At 39.7% G+C, this 20,672-nt stretch carries 20 protein-coding genes; 9 read left to right on the forward strand and 11 right to left on the reverse strand.

Annotated elements, in window-relative coordinates:
- Window positions 1-165: 165 nt before the first annotated feature.
- Complete coding sequence (locus BCM40_RS15295; protein WP_238323737.1) at window positions 166-1,149, reverse strand: LacI family DNA-binding transcriptional regulator; 984 nt, start codon at window positions 1,147-1,149, stop codon at window positions 166-168.
- Between the two features lie 389 nt (window positions 1,150-1,538).
- Between BCM40_RS15295 and BCM40_RS15300 the strand changes: the two genes are divergently transcribed.
- A complete protein-coding gene (locus BCM40_RS15300; protein ID WP_065525114.1) occupies window positions 1,539-2,102 on the forward strand; it encodes a GNAT family N-acetyltransferase in 564 nt (187 codons plus the stop codon).
- A 214-nt stretch (window positions 2,103-2,316) separates the two neighbouring features.
- Here the strand turns inward: BCM40_RS15300 and BCM40_RS15305 are convergent, their stop codons facing one another.
- On the reverse strand, window positions 2,317-2,595 hold the full coding sequence (locus BCM40_RS15305; protein ID WP_065525113.1) for an AbrB/MazE/SpoVT family DNA-binding domain-containing protein: 279 nt from the start codon (window positions 2,593-2,595) through the stop codon (window positions 2,317-2,319).
- 386 nt (window positions 2,596-2,981) lie between these two features.
- On the opposite strand from BCM40_RS15305, the gene BCM40_RS15310 reads away from it, so the two are divergent.
- The 3 genes from BCM40_RS15310 (at window position 2,982) to BCM40_RS15320 (ending at window position 5,779) form a co-directional block, all read left to right on the forward strand.
- Window positions 2,982-3,383, forward strand: coding sequence for a DUF4362 domain-containing protein (locus BCM40_RS15310; RefSeq protein WP_065525112.1), 402 nt, complete (start codon window positions 2,982-2,984; stop codon window positions 3,381-3,383).
- Between the two features lie 51 nt (window positions 3,384-3,434).
- Window positions 3,435-4,178 carry an SDR family NAD(P)-dependent oxidoreductase gene (locus BCM40_RS15315; RefSeq protein ID WP_065525111.1) on the forward strand — a complete coding sequence of 248 codons (744 nt, stop codon included), beginning with the start codon at window positions 3,435-3,437 and terminating at the stop codon, window positions 4,176-4,178.
- Between the two features lie 641 nt (window positions 4,179-4,819).
- Window positions 4,820-5,779: a patatin-like phospholipase family protein gene (locus tag BCM40_RS15320; protein ID WP_065525110.1), complete on the forward strand. Its 960-nt coding sequence runs from the start codon at window positions 4,820-4,822 to the stop codon at window positions 5,777-5,779.
- 229 nt (window positions 5,780-6,008) lie between these two features.
- Here the strand turns inward: BCM40_RS15320 and BCM40_RS15325 are convergent, their stop codons facing one another.
- The 5 genes from BCM40_RS15325 to garR form a co-directional block, all read right to left on the reverse strand.
- Window positions 6,009-6,518, reverse strand: coding sequence for a hypothetical protein (locus BCM40_RS15325; protein ID WP_065525109.1), 510 nt, complete (start codon window positions 6,516-6,518; stop codon window positions 6,009-6,011).
- A gap of 728 nt (window positions 6,519-7,246) precedes the next feature.
- The gene (locus tag BCM40_RS15330) at window positions 7,247-8,590 is read right to left on the reverse strand and encodes a GntP family permease (RefSeq protein WP_065525108.1); all 1,344 of its coding nucleotides are present in this window, start codon (window positions 8,588-8,590) and stop codon (window positions 7,247-7,249) included.
- A gap of 155 nt (window positions 8,591-8,745) precedes the next feature.
- Window positions 8,746-9,579 (reverse strand): class II fructose-bisphosphate aldolase, encoded by an 834-nt coding sequence (locus BCM40_RS15335; RefSeq protein WP_065525107.1) that lies wholly within the window; start codon window positions 9,577-9,579, stop codon window positions 8,746-8,748.
- A gap of 52 nt (window positions 9,580-9,631) precedes the next feature.
- A complete protein-coding gene (locus BCM40_RS15340; RefSeq protein ID WP_065525106.1) occupies window positions 9,632-11,071 on the reverse strand; it encodes a four-carbon acid sugar kinase family protein in 1,440 nt (479 codons plus the stop codon).
- Window positions 11,072-11,078: 7 nt separating this feature from the next.
- Window positions 11,079-11,969, reverse strand: a complete 891-nt coding sequence (gene garR / locus BCM40_RS15345; RefSeq protein ID WP_065525105.1) for a 2-hydroxy-3-oxopropionate reductase — start codon at window positions 11,967-11,969, stop codon at window positions 11,079-11,081.
- A 195-nt stretch (window positions 11,970-12,164) separates the two neighbouring features.
- Between garR and BCM40_RS15350 the strand changes: the two genes are divergently transcribed.
- A complete protein-coding gene (locus BCM40_RS15350) occupies window positions 12,165-12,782 on the forward strand; it encodes a GntR family transcriptional regulator (protein WP_008427965.1) in 618 nt (205 codons plus the stop codon).
- Between the two features lie 359 nt (window positions 12,783-13,141).
- Here the strand turns inward: BCM40_RS15350 and BCM40_RS15360 are convergent, their stop codons facing one another.
- From BCM40_RS15360 to BCM40_RS15375, 4 genes are all read right to left on the reverse strand, one after another.
- Window positions 13,142-13,951 carry a hypothetical protein gene (locus tag BCM40_RS15360; RefSeq protein WP_065525103.1) on the reverse strand — a complete coding sequence of 270 codons (810 nt, stop codon included), beginning with the start codon at window positions 13,949-13,951 and terminating at the stop codon, window positions 13,142-13,144.
- Window positions 13,952-14,055: 104 nt separating this feature from the next.
- Complete coding sequence (locus BCM40_RS15365) at window positions 14,056-14,358, reverse strand: TIGR04104 family putative zinc finger protein (protein WP_065525102.1); 303 nt, start codon at window positions 14,356-14,358, stop codon at window positions 14,056-14,058.
- The gene (locus BCM40_RS15370) at window positions 14,345-14,638 is read right to left on the reverse strand and encodes a hypothetical protein (RefSeq protein WP_065527642.1); all 294 of its coding nucleotides are present in this window, start codon (window positions 14,636-14,638) and stop codon (window positions 14,345-14,347) included. Before BCM40_RS15370 ends, BCM40_RS15365 begins: the two co-directional genes overlap by 14 nt.
- A 421-nt stretch (window positions 14,639-15,059) precedes the next feature.
- Window positions 15,060-16,130 (reverse strand): aldo/keto reductase, encoded by a 1,071-nt coding sequence (locus tag BCM40_RS15375; protein WP_065525101.1) that lies wholly within the window; start codon window positions 16,128-16,130, stop codon window positions 15,060-15,062.
- 159 nt (window positions 16,131-16,289) lie between these two features.
- On the opposite strand from BCM40_RS15375, the gene BCM40_RS15380 reads away from it, so the two are divergent.
- The 4 genes from BCM40_RS15380 to BCM40_RS15395 all read left to right on the forward strand — a co-directional run bounded on the left by BCM40_RS15380 (window position 16,290) and on the right by BCM40_RS15395 (window position 20,672).
- A complete protein-coding gene (locus BCM40_RS15380) occupies window positions 16,290-17,108 on the forward strand; it encodes an alpha/beta fold hydrolase (RefSeq protein ID WP_065525100.1) in 819 nt (272 codons plus the stop codon).
- Window positions 17,109-17,222: 114 nt separating this feature from the next.
- A complete protein-coding gene (locus BCM40_RS15385; protein WP_065525099.1) occupies window positions 17,223-18,044 on the forward strand; it encodes an aldo/keto reductase in 822 nt (273 codons plus the stop codon).
- Between the two features lie 265 nt (window positions 18,045-18,309).
- Window positions 18,310-19,644: a hypothetical protein gene (locus BCM40_RS15390; RefSeq protein ID WP_065525098.1), complete on the forward strand. Its 1,335-nt coding sequence runs from the start codon at window positions 18,310-18,312 to the stop codon at window positions 19,642-19,644.
- Between the two features lie 59 nt (window positions 19,645-19,703).
- Window positions 19,704-20,672 (forward strand): class F sortase, encoded by a 969-nt coding sequence (locus BCM40_RS15395; protein WP_065525097.1) that lies wholly within the window; start codon window positions 19,704-19,706, stop codon window positions 20,670-20,672.

Here is a 20,672-nt window from a genome sequence, read left to right on the forward strand (position 1 = left end):
AACGCTTTCATAAACGGTTAAAATAACAAAAGACCGAGCTTTTTTTGAATATGTTAACCGGTTGACATATCGTCTTATGAATCTGATTATAAGTAAATCCCTTTTTTATGTCAACCGGTTATCATAAAAAAACAAAAAATTTTAAATATTGACTAATCTTTTGTTTTATGTTGTTTCACTTTCAATTAACTTGACCGGGAGCTTCCATTCCATTTCCGATTCCCTCTCACCATTAATTTGCTTTAATAACAGTTCTACCGCTAACTCTGCTATTTCTTTTACTGGTTGCTGAATCGTAGTTAGTTCCGGTAACAACATTCTAGTTACTTCTGAACCATCATAACCAACCACTTTCAAATCACCGGGTATATTTATGTTTCTTTTCTTTGCTTCTTTTATCACACTTGATGCTATCAGATCATCACTTGCAAAAATCCCATCCATGTTGAGATTCTCATCAAAAATAGTTTCTATAACATTTCCCCCCATTATGTAACTCTGAGGAAGATACTGATTTTCTCTCATTGTATCTTCATACGCTTCTCTTCTTAAATTCGCAGGGGTTTCCAAAGAAGGAGAACCGTTTATATGAATAATCTTTTTACAACCTTTATCAATTAATAATTGGGTAGCCTTTTTCCCGCCATCATAATTATCACCGGATACAACGGGAGTATTTTTAGATAAATAACGATCAATACCTACCAACGGGAGATTTGGGTTGTCATATTCTAAAATCCCTCGGTTATGAGACCCTGCTATAATTCCATCCACCTGGTGTCTTTGCAACATCTCCAAGTAACTCTTTTCTTTATCTTCACGACCTTGACTGTTGCATAATAATACTTTATAGCCTAAAGATTCACATGTGTTTTCTAAATGGAAAATCAATTGTCCATAAAAAGGATTGCTTGTAGTTGGAAAAATAAGGCCAATGATAAAGGTCTTATTAATAAAGAGGGACCTCGCAATTTCATTTGGATGATAATTTAACAGTTCCACTGCTTCATGTACTTTCTTTCTTGTTTTTTCGCTTATATATCCCCGATTGTTTAACACCCTTGAGACAGTTGTCTTAGAGACTCCAGCTTCGGTAGCAACATCATCTAATTTCACTTTTTGATTTAAGCTTTCGTTTGGATTACTCACCATTCATCACCCCTACTATACTATTTGCTAATTCAGCTTTTACTAAAACAAATTAAAATACAATTAAATAAGTTTCACTCGTTAGTTGAAAGCATTCACCTCATCATTCTTATATCTTTTGATAAGCACTTCTTAAATAGAGCTTCTCTTCTTAATCATAGCTTCCAAAAATAAAAAAAGGTGAGTACTATTCAAGGAATAATAAGTATAGGAAGATTCCTTTAAACATCATATCCAACGGGGCATAACGGTGCAACTTTTTTACAACCCAACTACAGCATTCTTCTGACTGAGTCGCGCTGCCATTTCTCCAACATTTGTGGAAAGAGTCCGAAAGTAGAACTGTGAATGTGAAGTGAAACTAACTAAAGAAAGGATGTGTAAATAGAATGATCTATCTAGGAGATAAACCACTACTCGTAGGCGAAAAAGTAATTCTTAGACCGTTTAAGGATGAGGATTTCCCTTTTATAGAGGAATGTTTAAAAGATCCCGAAGTATTAAAACTGACAGGAAGCAATTCCGATTTTAATCAGGAAGTGACTCGCCATTGGTACAAAACGAGAAATAGCCAGACGGATCGGTTGGATCTTGCGATTGTGGACTCGTCTAATGACTTTTTAGTCGGAGAAGTGGTGATTAATGCATACGATGAAGAAAATCACAGCATGAATTTCAGAATTCTCATTGGTCCAAGAGGAAGAAATCAAGGATTCGGAACAGAAGCCACTCAACTGATCATTGATTATGTATTTGAAAATACGACACTCACCCAACTAACTTTAAGCGTCTTCGATTTTAACCCAAGAGCCAAACATGTTTACAAAAAGCTAGGCTTTGTACAATATGGCATTGATAAAAACGATTTGGAGTTCGAAGGCAACTGGATTGATTCGATTAATATGAAGTTAACAAGAGAGAATTGGCGTGACAGACGCAAAAAAGATTGTTGAATGAAAATGGTGTAGCGACTTCTTTCTTAAACGGCTGATCCAAGTGTTAGAAAAAGCGATACATGAAAAAACAGTTAAAATAACTTTTTTGCACATGAGTAGCATTGTTAAGTGCATCTTTTGAAAAAGAGTCACCAAGTGGTGCACTCCTGGCGACTCTTTTTCACTTTTTTGTATGGAAGTGAATGCCGCAACTTTTTTTAAGTCGTTTTATCTAAGATTCGCTTTTTTTGTTTTGCAGCTCATGCAAGAGAACGCGCGCGCCCTCTAGACTTAATGTGAGCCCCGGCGCAAATTCTTTATTTTCTGCTAACACTTCACCTGTTACTAAACAAGCACCCACAGCTTGGGATTTCCTTAACATAATCACGTCTTCTTCTACTAAAACCTCTACTGGATCTCCAACGTTTATCTCCATTCCTCTTCTCAATTCTTTCGGAATGACGATGCGTCCCAGTGGGTCGGTGTTTCTCACGATTCCTGTAGTTTTCATGGTTCGACTCTCCTTTTAATACATACATGTTTTGATCAAATTCATTTCGTGACAAGCATCAACTTGTATTTCTTGAATGCCTGATTTGCTTTTTGTATTCGTAGTATTCAAAACTCCCGCCAAAAAGAACGTACGTTCCTATCATATCATTTAATCTCTACTTTTACACATAAAATTTGGTGAAAAAATTGAAGAAATCAATACTTTTCCAAACCTCTTTCATCGAGTGTGTGTTTTCTATTTTCCTCTTATTTATATTTGTTCTTTACTAAAAACAGTGAAACAAAAGCAAAGCTGACTCGTACTAAGGTTATAGGCATTAAAAAACGGTTCAATTTTTACTAAAGGTGGGAAATCTACCCCCTATTCAAAAGGAGGTTACGGTATTGCGAAAAAGTTTATCGGTAATTTTATTGGTCATTTTCTTAAGTGCGTGTAACCCAGTTAAGGATAGCGATATTGAATTCGAGCAAGGGGAAATCATAACTAATTCGGAGAAATTTGAAGCATTTATCGAAAATCTTAAAAATGGAAAAGAAGATAAAATCCGTATTGTTCAAAGAACGACAGAAGGCGATCCAATTTTTGATACGTTAGATTATAATGGCGAAAATATTACGTATACGTACGATAATTCTCATGATGAACATGGAGGTTTAAATAAAGGAACACAAAGTGGGACTTGCGAAAACCTAGACAGTGAACAAAGTGAAAACGGAAGAATATACCGCCTAAGTGGCTGTTCTTCTGAAATTGGAAAGTATTTTGAACTTGAAGTTTCAGAATAACTTTTTTATATTGTGGCCATCATTAACGAACTTTTAAAGAGGAGTGGTTTCATGACTAATTTAACGAATAACGTCATTCTTGTCACTGGAGCTAATCGCGGTCAAGGAAAGGCAATTGCCGAGCACCTTACTACATTAGGCGCCGTAGTCGGAGTTGGTGCTCGGAATTACGACGAAGCGAAAAGAGTCGCTGAGATGATTGGCGAACGTGCCTTCCCGGTTCAGTTAGATGTTACAAAAGAGCCGGAGTGGCAATCAGCGGTTGAAACGATGGTCAACAAATTCGGCAAACTGGATGTGTTAGTGAATAATGCTGGCGCACTGACGCGCAAATCGTTTCGAGAGACAACGCTTGATGATTTCCAACAATTGATCAGCGTTAACCAACTCGGTGTTTTTCTTGGCATGCAAGCGGTACTTCCGCAAATGGAAAAGCAGCGAAAAGGTTCGATTGTCAACAACATCTCGATTTCTGCATTTTCCCCTATTGCGAAATCCGCCGCTTATGCAGCAACAAAAGCATCTGTCGTGGCCATATCTAAAGTGGCCGCTATTGAACTCGGTTCACTCGGAATCCGCGTAAATATGGTCCACCCAGGCGGAATCGAAACGGACATGGCTACTGGCGGAAAAGAAGTTCCTGCCTTTTACGATTCTGTTCCATTAGGGCGTATTGGCCAACCCATTGAAATCGCAAAAGCAGTCGCCTTTCTCGCTTCTGACGACAGCTCTTATTGCACGGGCACGGAGATTGTTGTTGATGGTGGGATGACGCTTGGGGTTGCGGATGAGTGAGTGTCACCCGACTAATAGTGGATCAAAAGCTCTTATCCAATAAATGAGTTTTGAAAAATAGCGTGATTTTTTATTTCTTATGCCTATATTTGCGAGTTGAATATAGAAGGATTTTGGGTTTTGTAATTCTTTTACTAATGACTTTAAATAGCGAATGAATTCCTGGCGATGCCGCTACGATATTAATTATTTGTACTTGTATCACGAAGTTTTTTCCATATATTTGGATATACTGTCCGAATTAGTCGAAATACTGTCCGATTTGTCTTAAATACTGTCCAAATTGAACTGAATACTGTCCAAATCAACTCATTTACTAGCGAACGAAATTTTTCAGAGGTCAATCAAATTTTCTATAAAGAGATTCCCATTCAAAACAGCCACAGATACCTCTTCTTAAGAGATTTTGTGGCTATTTTCATTCGACAACTACTCTTATACGTTCTTTCTTATTTTATAAATTCTTATAGTTGTCTTAATTAACAGAATAAAATGATAATTAAATGACATTTTGATGAATTTATTGTATAATCCCCCTAACTATTTATAAGCGCGGTATGCAATTTCCGAGTAGAAATTAAGAAGCTATCAAGTCAGTTATGGAATTTTGGTTATCTGCACTTCGAAAAGGAGGAGTAACCATGAAGAAAATACTCTCTATTGATGGCGGAGGCGTTCGCGGCGTCATTCCTGCACTTGTCTTAGCGGAAATTGAAAAACGTACAGGCAAACCCATCTCTGAGCTTTTTGACTTAATTGCGGGTACATCGACGGGCGGACTTCTTACTTTGGGTCTTGTGAGCCCAAACAAAAATGCGACGACCATGTATACGGCACTGGAACTGGTGCAGTTGTATGAAAATGAACGTAAAGTAATTTTTGCTAATTCGTTTCAACACCGACTCCTTTCACTTGGTGGACTTTTGGATGAGCGGTACCCTTCCACAGGAGCTGAATCTGTATTTGAGAAATATTTTGGTGACGCAAAACTTTCTGAAGCTTTGACGGATGTCATTATCACGAGTTACGAAATTGAAACCCGTACTTCTTGGTTTTTTAAAAGTAGGAAAGCCAAAATGAAAGATCAACAAAATCGAGATGCCTATATGAAGGACGTTGCGAGAGCGACTTCCGCAGCTCCAACCTATTTCGAACCAAAGCAAATCAAAATGCACGACACATTTAGTTTTATCGATGGTGGTGTTTTTGCAAACAACCCTGCTATGTGTGCATACGTTGAAGCTAAATGCACTTATTTGAATGAAGAAAATTTTTTAGTCGTTTCTTTAGGAACAGGCGAACAGCAAGATCCCATTTTATATAAAGATGCAAAAGATTGGGGTCTTGCCGAATGGGCCGGTCCGTTATTGAATGTTGTATTTGATGGAGTCAGTGACACGGTTGATTATCAGCTCAGAAATCTTTTGCCCCATCAAGAAGGTTTTGAGCGATATTACCGTTTTCAAACAGATTTAGATACAGTAAGTGACAAATTGGATGATTCTTCCGATGAGAACTTTTATGCGTTGGTTGGTTTAGCAAAAGATTTGATTGCACGGAATGACCAACAGATTACGGCTTTATGTGAGCAGTTAAAATAATTTTTGCTAACTAGCTTATTTTTATTAATTTTATATTTAAATAAAAAGGAAATTAATATTAAAATCAATTAGACTTATTATTACAATCGTGCATTCGGGCGATAAGACTCTACTATATAGCAGAAGTCGATAGATTAAAGTAATTTAAGAGACCACTAACTCATTTGGTTAGTGGTCTCTGTTTTTTTAGACTATTAAATTACCCATGCAAGAGCATCTTAATTATGCATTAAAATAAATCATCTAACCAATCAGCAATTTTGTCAGAAAGATCTGTCTCCTCGTCAATTTTTGTGCCAATCGCCCAACCAAGCTCAAAAGCACCAATCAATAAACCTCCTACACTTGGTTTGCCACTTGACTTCCCACTTTTTTTGTACATTGTGGTAACTTTCCCTTGATCATTGTTAGTCAAATCCTGCATATCTTGTAGTCTGCCAACGGTAATTGGAACCAATGGCTCTACTAAGATTTTCAAATCTTTATCCACTTGATATGATAAAATTTCAGCATCTCCATGTCTTTTACCCGTACCCTCTTGTTTTGTCCCAGTCGGAAGCCATATAATTATGTCTTCTAACTTGTCACAAGGGCATGGTTCTGTCACGCATATACAGTTAGGAAATGGCCGAATAGGAAACCAACCTTTATACGGCTCTTTTTGAAGAGGGATTCCCCTAATCTCAGTTAAAGTGACTTTTTGTAACAGCTCTTCTTTCGTGTTTCTATAATCTCCCATATACTTTTCACTCCCTTTCTTGATAATTTTAAACTTTTGTAAAACCTATCCTATATTTAACGTAGCATTTGATAAATGCGGCTAACACACGTTAAATTAATTTAAACCACTGATTAAAAAAGGAGTTACGAAAGTATTTTTAGCGTAAGGTTTTTCTATTATTTGAGATGAGTTATTTAATTCTCTTTGTCCTTCGAATTCAATGTGATAATTCAATAAATCCTTTATCATATACGACTTTAATGTCTCTGCGCTGCTAACTGTATTTCAGCAAATCTTAAATCGCATGGCTACATTAGTCGTCATTGAAGTACCCTTATGAACACCAGAAATAAGAAATTAAACTACCAAATATATCTATGAATTTTACCTTATGTATGATATTTATTATATTTTTGATTTTTTTACTAATTAATTGTTTATTTGTTCACGGCCCATTATACACCGATAAAAAGAAGATGCAATGAAAAGCACTTATTTTTTTAAATATTTAGAAAACTTTTCGCTCTTCGTATTTTATTTATCTTTTATTCAATTTATGAAAGTTATTAAAAAAGCCTGAAGAATAGACTTATTCTTCATGTTTAGACTCCGAAAATACTAACTTTCACAGGATTTACAACTTTTTAATTTTTATCTAGCAAAAAACGAAAAACCAGCCACAAAATTCTCTTTAAAAGAAATTTTGTGGCTGGTTTCATTTAGCTAAAGTATTTCTTTATTCACCCTTAAAGTCCTGGCAATATTCCCGCAAACAAGTTTAAGATAAACACCGTGATTAAAGCAGTCACGCCTGCAACAAATCCTCCACCTGTCCATGCTAGTAGAGTTTGTGGAATTGTCAGCTTACCAAAACGGTTAACGACCCAAAAGCCGGAATCGTTTGGCAGTGATAGACCAATACCCCCCGCACAAATTGCAAGACCTAGTAGAATTGGCGAAACGCCAAGTTCCCCGACCATTGGTCCAAGAATACTCGATGTCGTAACCAGTGCCACCGTTGCTGAACCAAGTGAAGCACGCAAAATTTGAGAAAAGATAAATGCTAGTAACAGAACTGGAATGCTCCAACTTTGCATTGTCGCAATCAAGTGATCGCCAATTCCACTGCTGTTAATAACTGCACCGAACGCACCACCTGCACCGGTGATCAAAATGATCATTCCTGCTGAGTTGATCGCGTCAGAATACAAACGATTGTTTGGAATTGCGATGTACGGGCGTAAAAAGATAATGGCTGCGAACACACTGATTAAAAGTGCTACGTTTTTCTCTCCAACAAAACCGAAGAAACTGGCAATTGCGGTACCCGGCAACAATAGTTGAGAAACTGTATTTGTTAAGATTAAAACGATTGGTAAAGCTAACATCATGAAGCTTAAGCCTGTGCTAATTTCTTTTTTCGGTAAATCTGCTTTTTCGATGACAATTTCTTCTACTTCTCCTGAATGTTTAATGCGCTTTCCAATAAACATCCCGTATAAGTAACCTCCAACTAACGTAGCTGGAATGGCGACGATAATGCCGTAGATGATAAAGAGACCAAGTTCTGCCCCTGTATTTTCTGCAACCACCAGTGGCCCTGGAGTTGGAGCAATCATATTATGTGACACGATCAAGCCGACACCAAGTGCCGTTACAAAGCTAACGACCGAAATGCCTGTTTTTGTAGCAAGCGAACGAATCAACCCACTTAAAATAACAAATGCGGCGTCAAAAAATACTGGAATCGAAACAGCTGTACCTGTTAATGCTAGACCTGCGGAAGATCGTTTAATCCCAAATACATTTAAGACAGCTTGTGCAATTTTTTCAACCGCACCTGATGCACCTAAAAATTGACCAAAAATCACGCCAAGACCAATTAAGATCCCGACACCCGCGAGCGTATTTCCGAATCCTGCTGTAACAGTCGAAGCGACTTCTTTTAAAGGCATGCCAATAGATAATGCAGTTAAAATAGCGATTGTGATTAACGCGAGAAACGGTTCGATTTTCAGCTTAAGAATTGCAAAAAACAAAATAGCCAGTGATAGAACAAAAATCAAAATCAACAAATTACCAGTAATCATGGAAACCTCTCCCTTTTCAATTCAGTTTTTATGAGGTATAGCTAGTGAAACTACAGTTAAAAAAATGATAACGGTTTCATTGAATTTAACCCTTATCTTCTGAGGCATGCGCGCTATGGCTTCTGCTCGTGAGAAAAGGATTTTCACTCGGGTTGTTATTTTTTGAGCACTTGGATAAATTTCGCTATTACCGGCTCTATTGCTTGTTGCATACCTGCCATGACATCTGAGAGATGCATTGTTTCTTCCTCTTTCAAAACTTGCTTGAGGTAAGAAGTCGCGGCCATCGAGACTTCTGTATTAACATTCACTTTGCAAATTCCTTTTTCAACTGCTCTTTTCATCACATGTTCTGGCGTCCCAGAACCCCCGTGTAAAACTAACGGGATGCTGACAGACTGTTGAATTTCTTCTAACAGCGCTAAGTTAATATTCGGCTCCCCTGTATACATGCCGTGAACCGTACCAATCGCGGCTGCCAAAAAATCAACGCCTGTTTCTTCTACAAACTTCTTAGCATCCTGTGGATTGGTCAATGTGCCATCGCCGTCTTCTTCATCTGAAAACGCACCACGCGCAACTGATCCAATTTCAGCTTCTACACTAACTCCTGCCATATGGGCAATTTTTACGATTTCTTTTGTGTAGCTTATATTTTTTTCAAGATTGTGTTTAGAACCATCAAACATCACCGAAGTAAATCCACAGTTGATCGCTCGAATAACTGATTTTTTTTGATAAGCATGATCTAAGTGAAGCGCAATCGGAATGGCCGATTTTTCAGCCAAGACTTTGGTTAAAGCGGCAAAGCCCTCTACGTCTACCGTATCGAAGTATCTTTCGCCTAACGCAATAATTACTGGATGATTTTCTGCTTCTGCTACGCGAATGACTGCCTGCAAAGTCTCAAGACTGTAAACATTAAAAGCGGCTACGCCGTACTGTTCTTTTTGAGCTGTTAAAAGAATATCTTTTGTATTTAGTAACATTCACAGTCCACCTTCTCCTTGTATTTGCTTGCCATACGTATGAACATTCAATTTATTGGTGCAATAGTTCAGCTACTTCTTTTAAGGTTGTTTTCGAACCGACATTCCCTGGGAAAATAACATAAGCTAAGCCTGGAAACTTACTTTCACTGCCAGTCAGCCATACCGGAATTCCTGGCTTGATTTGGCCGGCAACTGTTGCTCGCTTTACGCCAAGTCCATTCGTTCCAATATCACTAGAGGTAATGCCCCCTTTGGCAATAATAAAGCTCGGTCTTGTTTGAATGTTTTTAACGATACTTGTGACAGCATCCGAAATTTTCACAGACAACAACAACTCTTCTTCTTTTTTATCTTCACCAAGATCGAGCCGCTCCCGCTTCGTATATACGGCAACCGTCTTTCCTTTTTGAATCAGTTGTTCGCTTTTTTGAATGACTCGTTGAATTTCGGTTTCAAACTTCTCTGGATCTAATACTAAATGAACATCGAACTCGATAAATTCTATAAACTTGCATGTTTGCAGTACGTTAAACTGTTCGGTTGTTTTTTTCACATGGGAGCCAATCATTATTAACCCGCCATTTCCAGAATGATCTTTTACCAATTCGTCTCCTGTTAAAAGCGCTTTGTCTTCAATACCGCCAATAATTTTCGTTAATGCGGCAGCACTTCGGAACATAAAATTCTTTCCTGCTTTCATCGCGAGAATAAGAGCGATTACGACAACTTTCACGTCCACATAGTGTGTCGCATTGACAATTACTTTGTTAAAGTCTTCTACTGCCATAAGCTGCTCTACCAGACGGTCAATTTCGAGACCCCGTATGTCTTCTAAAGAAAGATATGTCGCATCGGATGCTTTAAAGGCACCAGCTGACTTTTCTTCTGCCCATTCTCCAAGATGCGAAGACGCATAACCAAATGTGCGATCTTTTGCAAATTCGGTTTCCCCTGCCGGAATTAATTGATCTTCATCTTGCACGTAATGAATATTTTCGATTGTGAAACGTCCGCCTTCTTTGAAAAACGGCATAATCACTTCTCCATCAAATAGACGATTTGATTGCGCTTCTATCGTATTTTTTAATACTTCTGTTTCAAGCGGATAATGACCACGTAATGTCGAGTCCCCACGACTAATGATCATATAGTCTTTTTGTTGTTGCTCCGCCGTTTGAAGAATCGTCTTCGCTATTTCTTCGTGTGCGACTTTTGTTTCCGCAGCTGTAAACCCTCTTGAGTTGGTTAAGATAAAAAACATCGAGTTTTCTTCAGCAAAACCTGCTTCTATGCTTTCAGCTGTCCAATCTGTGTAAACCGAAATGCCGTGTACGGTTTGAACGCCTGTCGGATCGTCATCTAGCACAATGATTTTTTTGTTGAAACTTTGCAATTCATTTGCGAGTAGTTGATTTACTTTTTCTTCATCCGGGACGGATGGCAGATGGCTAAGTGTTTCGGATGCATTTAAAGTTGTAGAATTGGCCATGATCAGGTTACCCCCTTTTTACTTCAACGTTTGCCAATTTTTCGTAGTATTGAATGATGCCGCCATGATCATCGCCAGCTTTTCCATCTACTTTTAATGCATGAAAAATTTCAAGCAATTGGCTCGTAAGTGGTAAAGGCACGCCAATATCATGTGCTGTTTCCATTACGTTTGTAATATCTTTTAAGTTGATGTCAATTCGTCCACCTGCTACGAAGTTGCGATCTAATATTAAAGGCACTTTCGCATCTAGTACCGCACTTCCAGCAAGTCCGCCTCGAATTGCTTGATACATTTTTTCAATATCAATGCCTGCTTTTGCAGCAAGAATAAGGGCTTCAGACATTGCTGCGATGTTTAGGTTTACGATAATTTGATTTGCCAATTTGGCTGTGACACCGCTTCCACTTTTGCCAACGAGTGTAATGTCTGAACCTACCGCTTGCAGTACGGGTTTCACGGATTCGAATACCGTTTCTTTACCGCCTACCATAATCGATAGCGTGCCATCGATTGCTTTTGGCTCTCCACCACTTACCGGAGCATCTAGCATTTCGACGCCTCGTTTTGCAGCCTCGTTAGAAATTTCAACCGAAGCCACAGGAGAAATGGAACTCATATCTATAATGACAAGTCCTTCTTTTGCCGTTTTCAAAATGCCATTTTCCCCAGTCACTACTTGTTTCACATGCTGAGAAGCTGGCAACATCGTAATAATTACCTTACACACAGATCCCATTTCCTGCGGCGTACCTGCTGTTGCTCCAGCTTCTACTAGTGCATTTACACTTTCTGTATTGAGATCATTTACCATTACCTTGTATCCTGCTTTAAGTAGGTTCAGTGACATCGGCTTCCCCATTATTCCTAAACCAATAACTCCAATAGTCTGTGCCATTTCAATTTCCCCTTTCAGTCTTTAAATAGATTTCTTTAGATAGCGCTTTCATAACTCTTAAAATGAATTGTACACACAATTTTATATTTTGTATACATTTTATTTTAAATTGTATACAAAATCTCCGCCCTTTTAAATTTTGGTTATTAAACTTATACTTTAAAATAAGACAACTTACTTTAGGAGACGATTAGATTGACAAAAAAACCAACACAACTTGCTTACGTCCATGCTTATGAATATATACGGGATCGAATTTTAAGTGGAGAGCTCGAGCGCGGAACAAAGTTGGTTGAGGAACGGCTAGCGGAAGAGATGGGCATTAGCCGTACGCCGGTGCGAGATTCTATACGGAAGCTTGAACAAGAAGGTTTGATCAAACAAAAATGTGTTGTAAATCCTAGCGATATGGATCTTCGCCACGTCTTTCAAGTTCGTACGTTACTAGAAGGTTTTGCGGCGAACTATTGTGCTACTTATATAACAGATGAGGCATTGGCTAAACTGAAAAACTGTGTAGACATCGGTCGAACAGGTACAATCGAAGAAGTCATGGCGGCAAATAAAGAATTTCATGAAATCATTGTAGGCGCTACCAACAACCCTGTAATGATTGATATATTTGACCGCATGCAGTCGATTATTTACTTGTTCCGAAAAACAGTAGTCCTTCACAAGCGTCCACTATTAATCGAAGAACATCATGATATTTATGAGGCTATCCGACAACACCATGCGGATGAAGCAGAGCGGTTGATGAAAGAACACCTGCAACTCGATTTGGAGTTTTGTCTAAATCGAATGAAAGGCTAACAGATTTGTTAGACGCATGAAAAAAGAGCATGGCTTGAGTGAATTCAAGCCATGCTCTTTTTTGCGTATTTTTTGTTCATTTAGTGATTATGAAGACTTTTGCTATGAATTTTGGAGAGAATCCTTTTGAAATCACTGCTTTTCGCATGCTTAGCTCGTGTTATTTCCAGTTAATTGGACATACTGTCGGGTTTAGTAGAAATACTGTCCATTTCACAGCAAATACTGTCCAAATGAGGCTAAATACTGTCCAAATGAGGCTAAATACTGTCCAAATCACGCTATTTACTAGCGAAAAATAAAACCAGCCACAAAATCGCTTCAAAAGAGACGGTGTGGCTGGTTTTATTTAACTACATTTAGTGATTGGTTTTCGGAAAAAGCCCTTTATCATTTTTAACAAATGTCCACGCACTGGCACTTAGCAATAAGACGATCCCGCCGACTAACACGGCTTGAATCGTTGTTGCCATCGTTGCGTCTAAGACCCCGCTTGCATATGCGCTATAGATGCCAAAGAAAGCCCAGGCGATAGGAAGCGGGAATGCGGCGTTTTTGTATAGCGCTAAGTAGAAAAATGCAAATCCAATGGCGACAAACAAGATGACCATTGTCCAAATTGAATCAGATAGTCCAAAGCCACCCCACTCTTGCTGCACTAAAAATAACGATGTGTTGACGATTGAGGCAATGAAAACCCATGAGCTGTAGAGTGTAAAACTGATGCCTGCTAATGTACTTGGAAATTGAGAACGATTGTTGGTGATTCGTTTGACGATCAAAATTAACGAGAACAGCAATCCCAAAATCAGTAGCGTGGAAAGCCCGAGTAATTCGTATGAGAACACGATAATCCACGCCATATTAAATATAGCGCTGGCGATAAACAAAGGCGATACCAATCGAATGAGCTTACCGACGCGTTGATCTTTTCGTTTAATAAAGAAATAAATTAACGTTGCCAGCAGCAGCGTGTAGATCACGCCCCAAATTGAAAACGTGAACGGCGCTGGTGAGATGAGTGTCATGTATTTGTCTGACAGGTCTTTTTGACTCATGCCATTAAAAAATCCCGATGACCCGAGATAGTTTACCCCTAAGGTTAGGAAGTAAAAAACTAAATTCAAGATGGAGAAAAACTTTGTTTGCTTGCGTGTTTTATCGTCCATTAGGATTGCGCCTCCTGATTTTTAGTTTTCAAAATGCATCGCTTTAATAAGTTTTCCCTTATGTATGCTCTACTAAACAAAACCTCGATTCTAGCCCCTCTGTTTTAAGTTGGCATTTGATCATCATTCGACAGTTTCGTCATAAATGGATACAGTCCTAAAAACACAATCATTAACGCGGCCGCAAGCAAGAAAATGCCCCACCCATCGAGGTCTAAAATTAGCGTCAGTGCAATAATGAGTAAAGTAGGAATGTAACTGAAAATGGCAGTTAGTTTTCTTGATTTTGGTTTAAGGTATTGAGTTTTTTCGCAATAAGGACATTTGGCTTTATTGGTAAACTTCATTGTATTTTTCACTACTGTTTTCCACGGCCATTTTTGACCACAATTTTCACAGTTCGGCATGATTTCGCTCCTTATTTGATTGATTTTCCTTATGATCTGTTTGCGTATAGCGAATAAAGTAAGCACCGGTAATTAACAATGCCACGGTTAGCACCATAGTGAACACACCAAGTAAGTCGAACCAGTAGCCAACTAAGTTAACACCACTAATTAGAAAAAAACACATTGCGGTTACTCTACTTTGGGGATCTGTATTGGATGTTTTTTTCGCTTTTATGATTTTATTGATTGAGATGCCTAATGCTACAATTGCTAGTAACGTAAAGACGATTGGCCACAAAACAGCGCCCCCCTTATTTCTTATACCAGTATTTACGAGTTGAATACGGAGAAGTTTCGGTTTTTTAAGGATTTTACTTCGCATATGTGGGTGAATCTTCTTTGAAATCGACGCTTTTTGCTTATGGTCCGCCGTCTATTTCCAGTTATTTGGATATACTGTCCAATTTAGTGGAAATACTGTCCGATTCGCATCAAATACTGTCCAAATGGGACCGAATACTGTCCGATTCGTGGCATTTACTAGCGAACGACGCTTTTTAAGCAATTAATATAAAGTAATAGCTCGATATTCTTGGAAACGTAAAAAAGACTGCCAGCTTTAAATAGCCTGGCAGTCTTTTTGGGGTACTCATTATAATACATGAATTCCCTAGTCTCTTCTTTATTAAACCATTTTTTTATTTTATTGAATGAATCGACTAGTCATCGATGCCCATCGATTGTTTATACCCGGTTAAATATGTTTTTTCAGATGCACTGCCCATGTCAAACGAGTTCATGGCGCGGTGCCAGTTCGGATACAGCGGCGCTGGTCGCGCGACCGATTCAATCTGGTCGTGCTCTTCTTTTGTTAACTCGATTTCAAAAGAAGCGATGTTTTCTTTTAGCTGCTCTTCGTTGCGTGCCGCGATAACTATCGGACCGACATTTGGCCGGTCTCGTACCCATGCATAAGCGATTTGCGGCACTGACGCATTGTGGTTGGCTGCGACTCTTTCTAACGCATCAATTACTTGGTAAAGTCTCTCCTGATCTTGTACCCATGGCTCTGGCCATCCAGCTCCTTGGCGTGTATTCGCCGGTGCTTGTTTGTTGCGGCCGATTTTGCCGTTTAGCAGCCCTTCTCCGAGCGGACTCCAAATCATTGAGCCAATGCCGAGCTCACTGCCTGCAGGAAGTAGTTCATATTCCGCTTCTCTGGCTTCTGGTGTGTAATAGATTTGTTGCGTAATCGGTGGAATAAAACCAGATTGCTCAGCGACCGTGAACGTTCGGGCCAATGCCCAGCCGCTATAATTTGAGACACCCCAATGGCGGATTTTACCGGATTTGACGAGGCTCGTCATCGTTTCGACTGTTTCCTCAACCGGTGTCTGCCCGTCCCATAAATGAACAAAATAGACGTCGAGGTAATCTGTGCCTAAACGTTCCAGTGATTGGTCAATGGAGGTTAAGATATTGCTTCTCGAAGCTCCCCTAGCGTTAGGATTTTCACCTAATGGAAATCCGGTTTTCGAAGTTAGCAATAGCTCGTCACGGCGTCCTTTAATAGCCGCACCCAATACACGTTCTGCATCGCCTTTTGAGTACAAATTGGCAGTATCAAACATGTTGATGCCAGCTTCAAGTGACATGTCTACCATGCGTCGAGCTGTGTCTTCATCAATGTTCCCTGCAGCGTTAAAACCATTCGTTCCACTAAAAGGAACTGTTCCGAGTATGTACTTTGGAACCCGCAAACCTGAGTTTCCTAAATAGATATAATCCATAATTGCCTCCTTCTGAATATGTATTTTCTACTAATTAGATTCCCCCGACCATCTCCAGCTAAACTGAAAAGACAAGCTTTCCATTTCCAGTTGTTTACTTTAATTCGACAACGGGAAGTTCTACACTAATACCGTTTTACATTAAAGGAGGAGAACTAGTTGGGACATTATATTGAAGTGGAAGATGGCGTGAACGTTTATGTAGAAGATATCGGATCGGGGCAACCGGTTGTCTTTATTCACGGTTGGCCTTTAAACAGCAAAGCATTTGAGTCACAAGTGAGCGTGCTTGCAGAGCAAAACTTCCGATTTATTGGCATTGACCTTAGAGGTTACGGGAAATCGGACAAGCCATGGTCGAGCTATGATTACGACATGGCAGCAAATGACGTGAAAGCTGTCGTTGATTACTTGAAGCTTGATCATTTTGTGCTTGCCGGATTTTCCATGGGCGGACCGATTGCCATTCGGTACTTAACAAATTTCGATCAGCAAGGCGTTGATAAATTAATGCTGTTAGCAGCGGCGGCTCCGGTGTTTACGCAACGTGATGATTTCCAACACAACTTAAAACCCGAAGAAGTCGATGGCATTATCGACCAACTTAAACAAGACCGTCCCGCTTTTCTTGGTCAATTCGCGGATATGTTCTTTGAACAAGAAAAATCACCGGAATTTATACACTGGTTCCAAACTCTTGGACTCGAAGCCGGTGCTCACTCAACTATTAAATCAGCGATTGCTTTACGAGACGAGGACTTGCGCGATGAGTTAGCTAGCATCACTGTGCCAACGGCTATTTTCCACGGGAAAAAAGACCAAATTTGTACGTATGAATTAGCTGAAGAACTGGACAAACAAATCTCCAACTCCGTGCTCGTTTCGTTTGAAGACAGCGGACATGGCATCAACGCCGATGAGCCAGAACGTTTTAACAGTGAGTTGTTGAAGTTCTTGAAGGGTTCTGATGCAAAATAAAGACTTTATGCAGCATGGAAGTTGTTAGGCAATTAGATGACCCATCGTGATGTCTTGTTCCAGACCTAGTTGCTAACTCAAAAGGATCATTAAGAAAGAGGAGGAAATGTTTTAATGGCTAACGAGCAGTTTTTCACATTTCACAACGGCGTACCAATTCCCAAGATTGGTTTTGGTACGTGGCAAATTCCAAACGAAGAAGCTTACGACGCAGTAACGATTGCGTTGAAAACTGGCTATACGCACATTGATACGGCGTTAGCATATAAAAATGAAGAAAATGTCGGGAAAGCAATCAAAGATTTTAATATTTCCCGGGAAAACGTCTTTATTACAAGTAAGCTACCAGCCGAAACAAAAGGATATGAAGAGACTTTGAAGGCTTTTGAAGAAACGATTTCAAATCTTGGCGTGGATTTCTTGGATCTTTATTTGATTCATGCGCCGTGGCCTTGGGATGACATTGGCAAAGATTGCACAGCAGCCAATATTGAATCGTGGAAAGCGATGGAGAAGCTTTATAAAGAAGGCAAAATCCGTGCCATCGGCGTTTCCAATTTTGCGGAAAGCGATATTCAAGCACTTGTTGATGCTTGCGAGATCGTGCCAATGGCCAACCAAATTCCGTTTTATGTCGGTCGCGACCAAAAGAGCTTGCTGCAGTTTTGTGCAAAGCATGACATTGTGGTCGAAGCGTATTCGCCACTTGCAACGGGTCAAGTTTTGGACAGTCTTGAACTCAAGGAAATGGCCGCTAAATATGATGTTACGCCTGCGCAGTTGTGCATTCGTTACTGTTTAGAAAAAAATACATTGCCCCTTCCGAAATCGACAAACGAAGATCGCATTTTAGAAAATAGCCAATTGGATTTCTCGATTTCTCCAGAAGATGTGGAAGCACTCGATGCATTTGAAGATGTTCGCGCTAAATCGTGATAAAAACCGCCCTCGGGCGGTTTTTTTAGAGAGAATTCGCGTATATTTCGCATGAATTTCCCAGTTAATTGGATATACAGTCCAATTAACTGGAAATACTGTCCGATTTAGATCAAATACTGTCCGATTGAGACTAAATACTGTCCAAATCACTCTATTTACTGTCGAAATAAAATTCCTAACTATTTTTTACCGAAAATGTGATCTAAACTTCAACTCTCTCCGTTATGTCCATAACAGATTAAAAAACGAGGAGTGTTTTTATATGAAATGGAATAAAATCTTAGCACCTGTATTAGGGGCAACGCTTTTAATACCGGGCATGGCAACAAACGTATTAGCAGCTGAAGTATCACCAACTGAAACGACAGGCGTGGAACTTCGCGCAACATTGGATTCATTATTATCCGAGCATTACGCATTAGCAGTAGATTCAATGATGAAAATTTATGACGAAGACGAAGCAGCAGAAGCAGCAATTGCAGCGCTTGACGCCAACGCAGCAGACATGGAGCCTGTTATTGCTTCTGTTTACGGTGAAGAAGGTGGCGCAGCATTCACGGAAATTTTTGACAAGCACAATACTGGGACAGATGATTATGCCGCAGCGGTTAGAGATGGCGATGACGCAATGAAAGAAGAAGCGTTAGACGAAATTCAATCTTTTGTTGACGACATGGGCGCATTTCTTGGTACAGCGACAGAAGGCAACCTTCCTGAAGATGGTGCCACTGCAGCTCTTCGTGAACACGAAGATTTTGTTCAAAACACATTTGACCTTTATGTAGAAGGAGATTATGTTGCGGCTTATACCTCTTACTTAGATGGATTCACACAAATCTTTGGAGCTGGTGGCGCAATTAGTGGCGCTATTTCAACTCAGTTTCCCGATCAGTTTTCAGATCCAAATACGCCAGCTGGTGACTTCCGTTCGACAGTAAACCGGATTGCGGCTGAGCATTTCGCGTTAGCACAGTTGAGCATGCAAAAAGGCTATAATGGTTCTGAAGACTTTGATTTTGCCGATTGGGCGCAAGATCAAAATACAGAAGAATTCCGTGCAGCACTTGCTACGGTTTATGGTGAAGAAGCAAGCAACGAATTTGTTCAACTGTGGAACAACCAACACATTTCTGTTCAAGGTGACTTAGTGATTGCTGTAGCAGCTGATGATAAAGAAGCGGCTGAAGAAGCAACAAATACATTAACAAGTACATTTGCAAAAGACTTAGGAACATTTTTAAACACAGCGACAGAAGATCGCATGCCTTTGGATGAAACCATTGCAGGTGTGAAAGCTCACGAAACGTCAGTTATCGATACGTTCCAACAATACGTATCTGGTGATTACACCACTTCTTATGAAACATACCGTTCAGGCTATGCGATTATGTTCGACATTGGTAAAGGATTGAGCGGCGCAGTTGTTGATCAGTTCCCTGAGAAATTCGAAAACACAGCACCTGAAAAAATGCCTGCTACAGGACTTGGCGGCATGGCCAACCAATCAAACACAATGGTTCTTTGGATCACATTGAGCATGATGATTTTATTGGCAGCTGGAACGATTACTTATCGCCAAACGAAAAACCAACAGTAAAACTTATTAGAGAGAGCCTCAAGCTCTCTCTGTTCCCGATTAGAAAGGAGGAATGACAAATGAAGCAGCTTGTTACCATTGGAACTGCGTTAGTTTTATGTCTCGCTTTGTTTATCATATTAAAGCCTTTGGCCGCTAGTCCCACTTTTGAAGAGCAAATTGAACAGGTCAAAAAAGTGGAAGAAAAAGAGCCGATTAAAAAAGAAGAAGTGACTGGCAACTATGTAGACAAGATTGCGGAGTTTCCCATTCTTCCAGAACAACGCGAAAAGCTACAAATGTTGCAACGCGAACGACAAGAAAGCATTAAGGGCATGGAGCCTTTTCAAATTAAAATTCCTTCCATCGGCGTTGACGCAGCAATCGAGTCGACTGGTATTTTAGACAACGGTGAAATGGGTGTACCTGAAGATGTAGACCAAGTTGGCTGGTTTGAGCCTGGTTATAAAGTGGGCGCAAAAGGCCATGCAGTTTTAGCAGGACACGTTGACAGCTTGACAGGACCCGCCGTGTTTTATGAACTGGAAAATATAAAAATTGGTGAAACCGTTACGGTAACAGGTCCAGACGGACGCGAAATGGTCTATAAAGTGACGGACTTAACGAGCTACGTAACAGATGATGCACCGATTGAAAAAATATTCGGTAGTTCAGACAAACGTCTCTTGAGTTTGATCACGTGTACTGGCGATTATAACCGCGACATCGGTTCACACGAAGAGCGTCTAGTTGTAACGGCTGAATTGATTTCTGATTCAAGCGTTACTGATAAACAACCTGAACCACCGGCAAATGTTTTTGCTACAGCATTCAACATTTCTTGGCACGCAGTGCGTGACGATGCGATTATCGGCTACCGCATTTACGAAGAAGACATCCAAACTGGTGAAATGACAAAAATCGAAACGGTTTCGTTGTTTGACCGCAAAAAAGTAGACATTCAAAAAGATGATACAAAGCGTTATTTTGTTACTTCAGTTGATGTTGATTTGAATGAATCGAAAAAAGCATTAGCAGAAACGAAATAA

It is taken from the genome of Planococcus donghaensis (assembly GCF_001687665.2).
Taxonomy (GTDB): domain Bacteria; phylum Bacillota; class Bacilli; order Bacillales_A; family Planococcaceae; genus Planococcus; species Planococcus donghaensis.

What these genes read in the sequence shown, in the direction of transcription:
- BCM40_RS15365 (WP_065525102.1), bottom strand. Translation starts at nt 14,358, where the DNA reads ATGCCGAACTGTGAAAATTGTGGTCAAAAATGGCCGTGGAAAACAGTA.
- BCM40_RS15390 (WP_065525098.1), top strand. Translation starts at nt 18,310, where the DNA reads ATGAAATGGAATAAAATCTTAGCACCTGTATTAGGGGCAACGCTTTTA.
- BCM40_RS15325 (WP_065525109.1), bottom strand. Translation starts at nt 6,518, where the DNA reads ATGGGAGATTATAGAAACACGAAAGAAGAGCTGTTACAAAAAGTCACT.
- BCM40_RS15300 (WP_065525114.1), top strand. Translation starts at nt 1,539, where the DNA reads ATGATCTATCTAGGAGATAAACCACTACTCGTAGGCGAAAAAGTAATT.
- BCM40_RS15320 (WP_065525110.1), top strand. Translation starts at nt 4,820, where the DNA reads ATGAAGAAAATACTCTCTATTGATGGCGGAGGCGTTCGCGGCGTCATT.
- BCM40_RS15305 (WP_065525113.1), bottom strand. Translation starts at nt 2,595, where the DNA reads ATGAAAACTACAGGAATCGTGAGAAACACCGACCCACTGGGACGCATC.
- garR (WP_065525105.1), bottom strand. Translation starts at nt 11,969, where the DNA reads ATGGCACAGACTATTGGAGTTATTGGTTTAGGAATAATGGGGAAGCCG.
- BCM40_RS15330 (WP_065525108.1), bottom strand. Translation starts at nt 8,590, where the DNA reads ATGATTACTGGTAATTTGTTGATTTTGATTTTTGTTCTATCACTGGCT.
- BCM40_RS15340 (WP_065525106.1), bottom strand. Translation starts at nt 11,071, where the DNA reads ATGGCCAATTCTACAACTTTAAATGCATCCGAAACACTTAGCCATCTG.
- BCM40_RS15360 (WP_065525103.1), bottom strand. Translation starts at nt 13,951, where the DNA reads ATGGACGATAAAACACGCAAGCAAACAAAGTTTTTCTCCATCTTGAAT.
- BCM40_RS15315 (WP_065525111.1), top strand. Translation starts at nt 3,435, where the DNA reads ATGACTAATTTAACGAATAACGTCATTCTTGTCACTGGAGCTAATCGC.
- BCM40_RS15335 (WP_065525107.1), bottom strand. Translation starts at nt 9,579, where the DNA reads ATGTTACTAAATACAAAAGATATTCTTTTAACAGCTCAAAAAGAACAG.
- BCM40_RS15385 (WP_065525099.1), top strand. Translation starts at nt 17,223, where the DNA reads ATGGCTAACGAGCAGTTTTTCACATTTCACAACGGCGTACCAATTCCC.
- BCM40_RS15375 (WP_065525101.1), bottom strand. Translation starts at nt 16,130, where the DNA reads ATGGATTATATCTATTTAGGAAACTCAGGTTTGCGGGTTCCAAAGTAC.
- BCM40_RS15395 (WP_065525097.1), top strand. Translation starts at nt 19,704, where the DNA reads ATGAAGCAGCTTGTTACCATTGGAACTGCGTTAGTTTTATGTCTCGCT.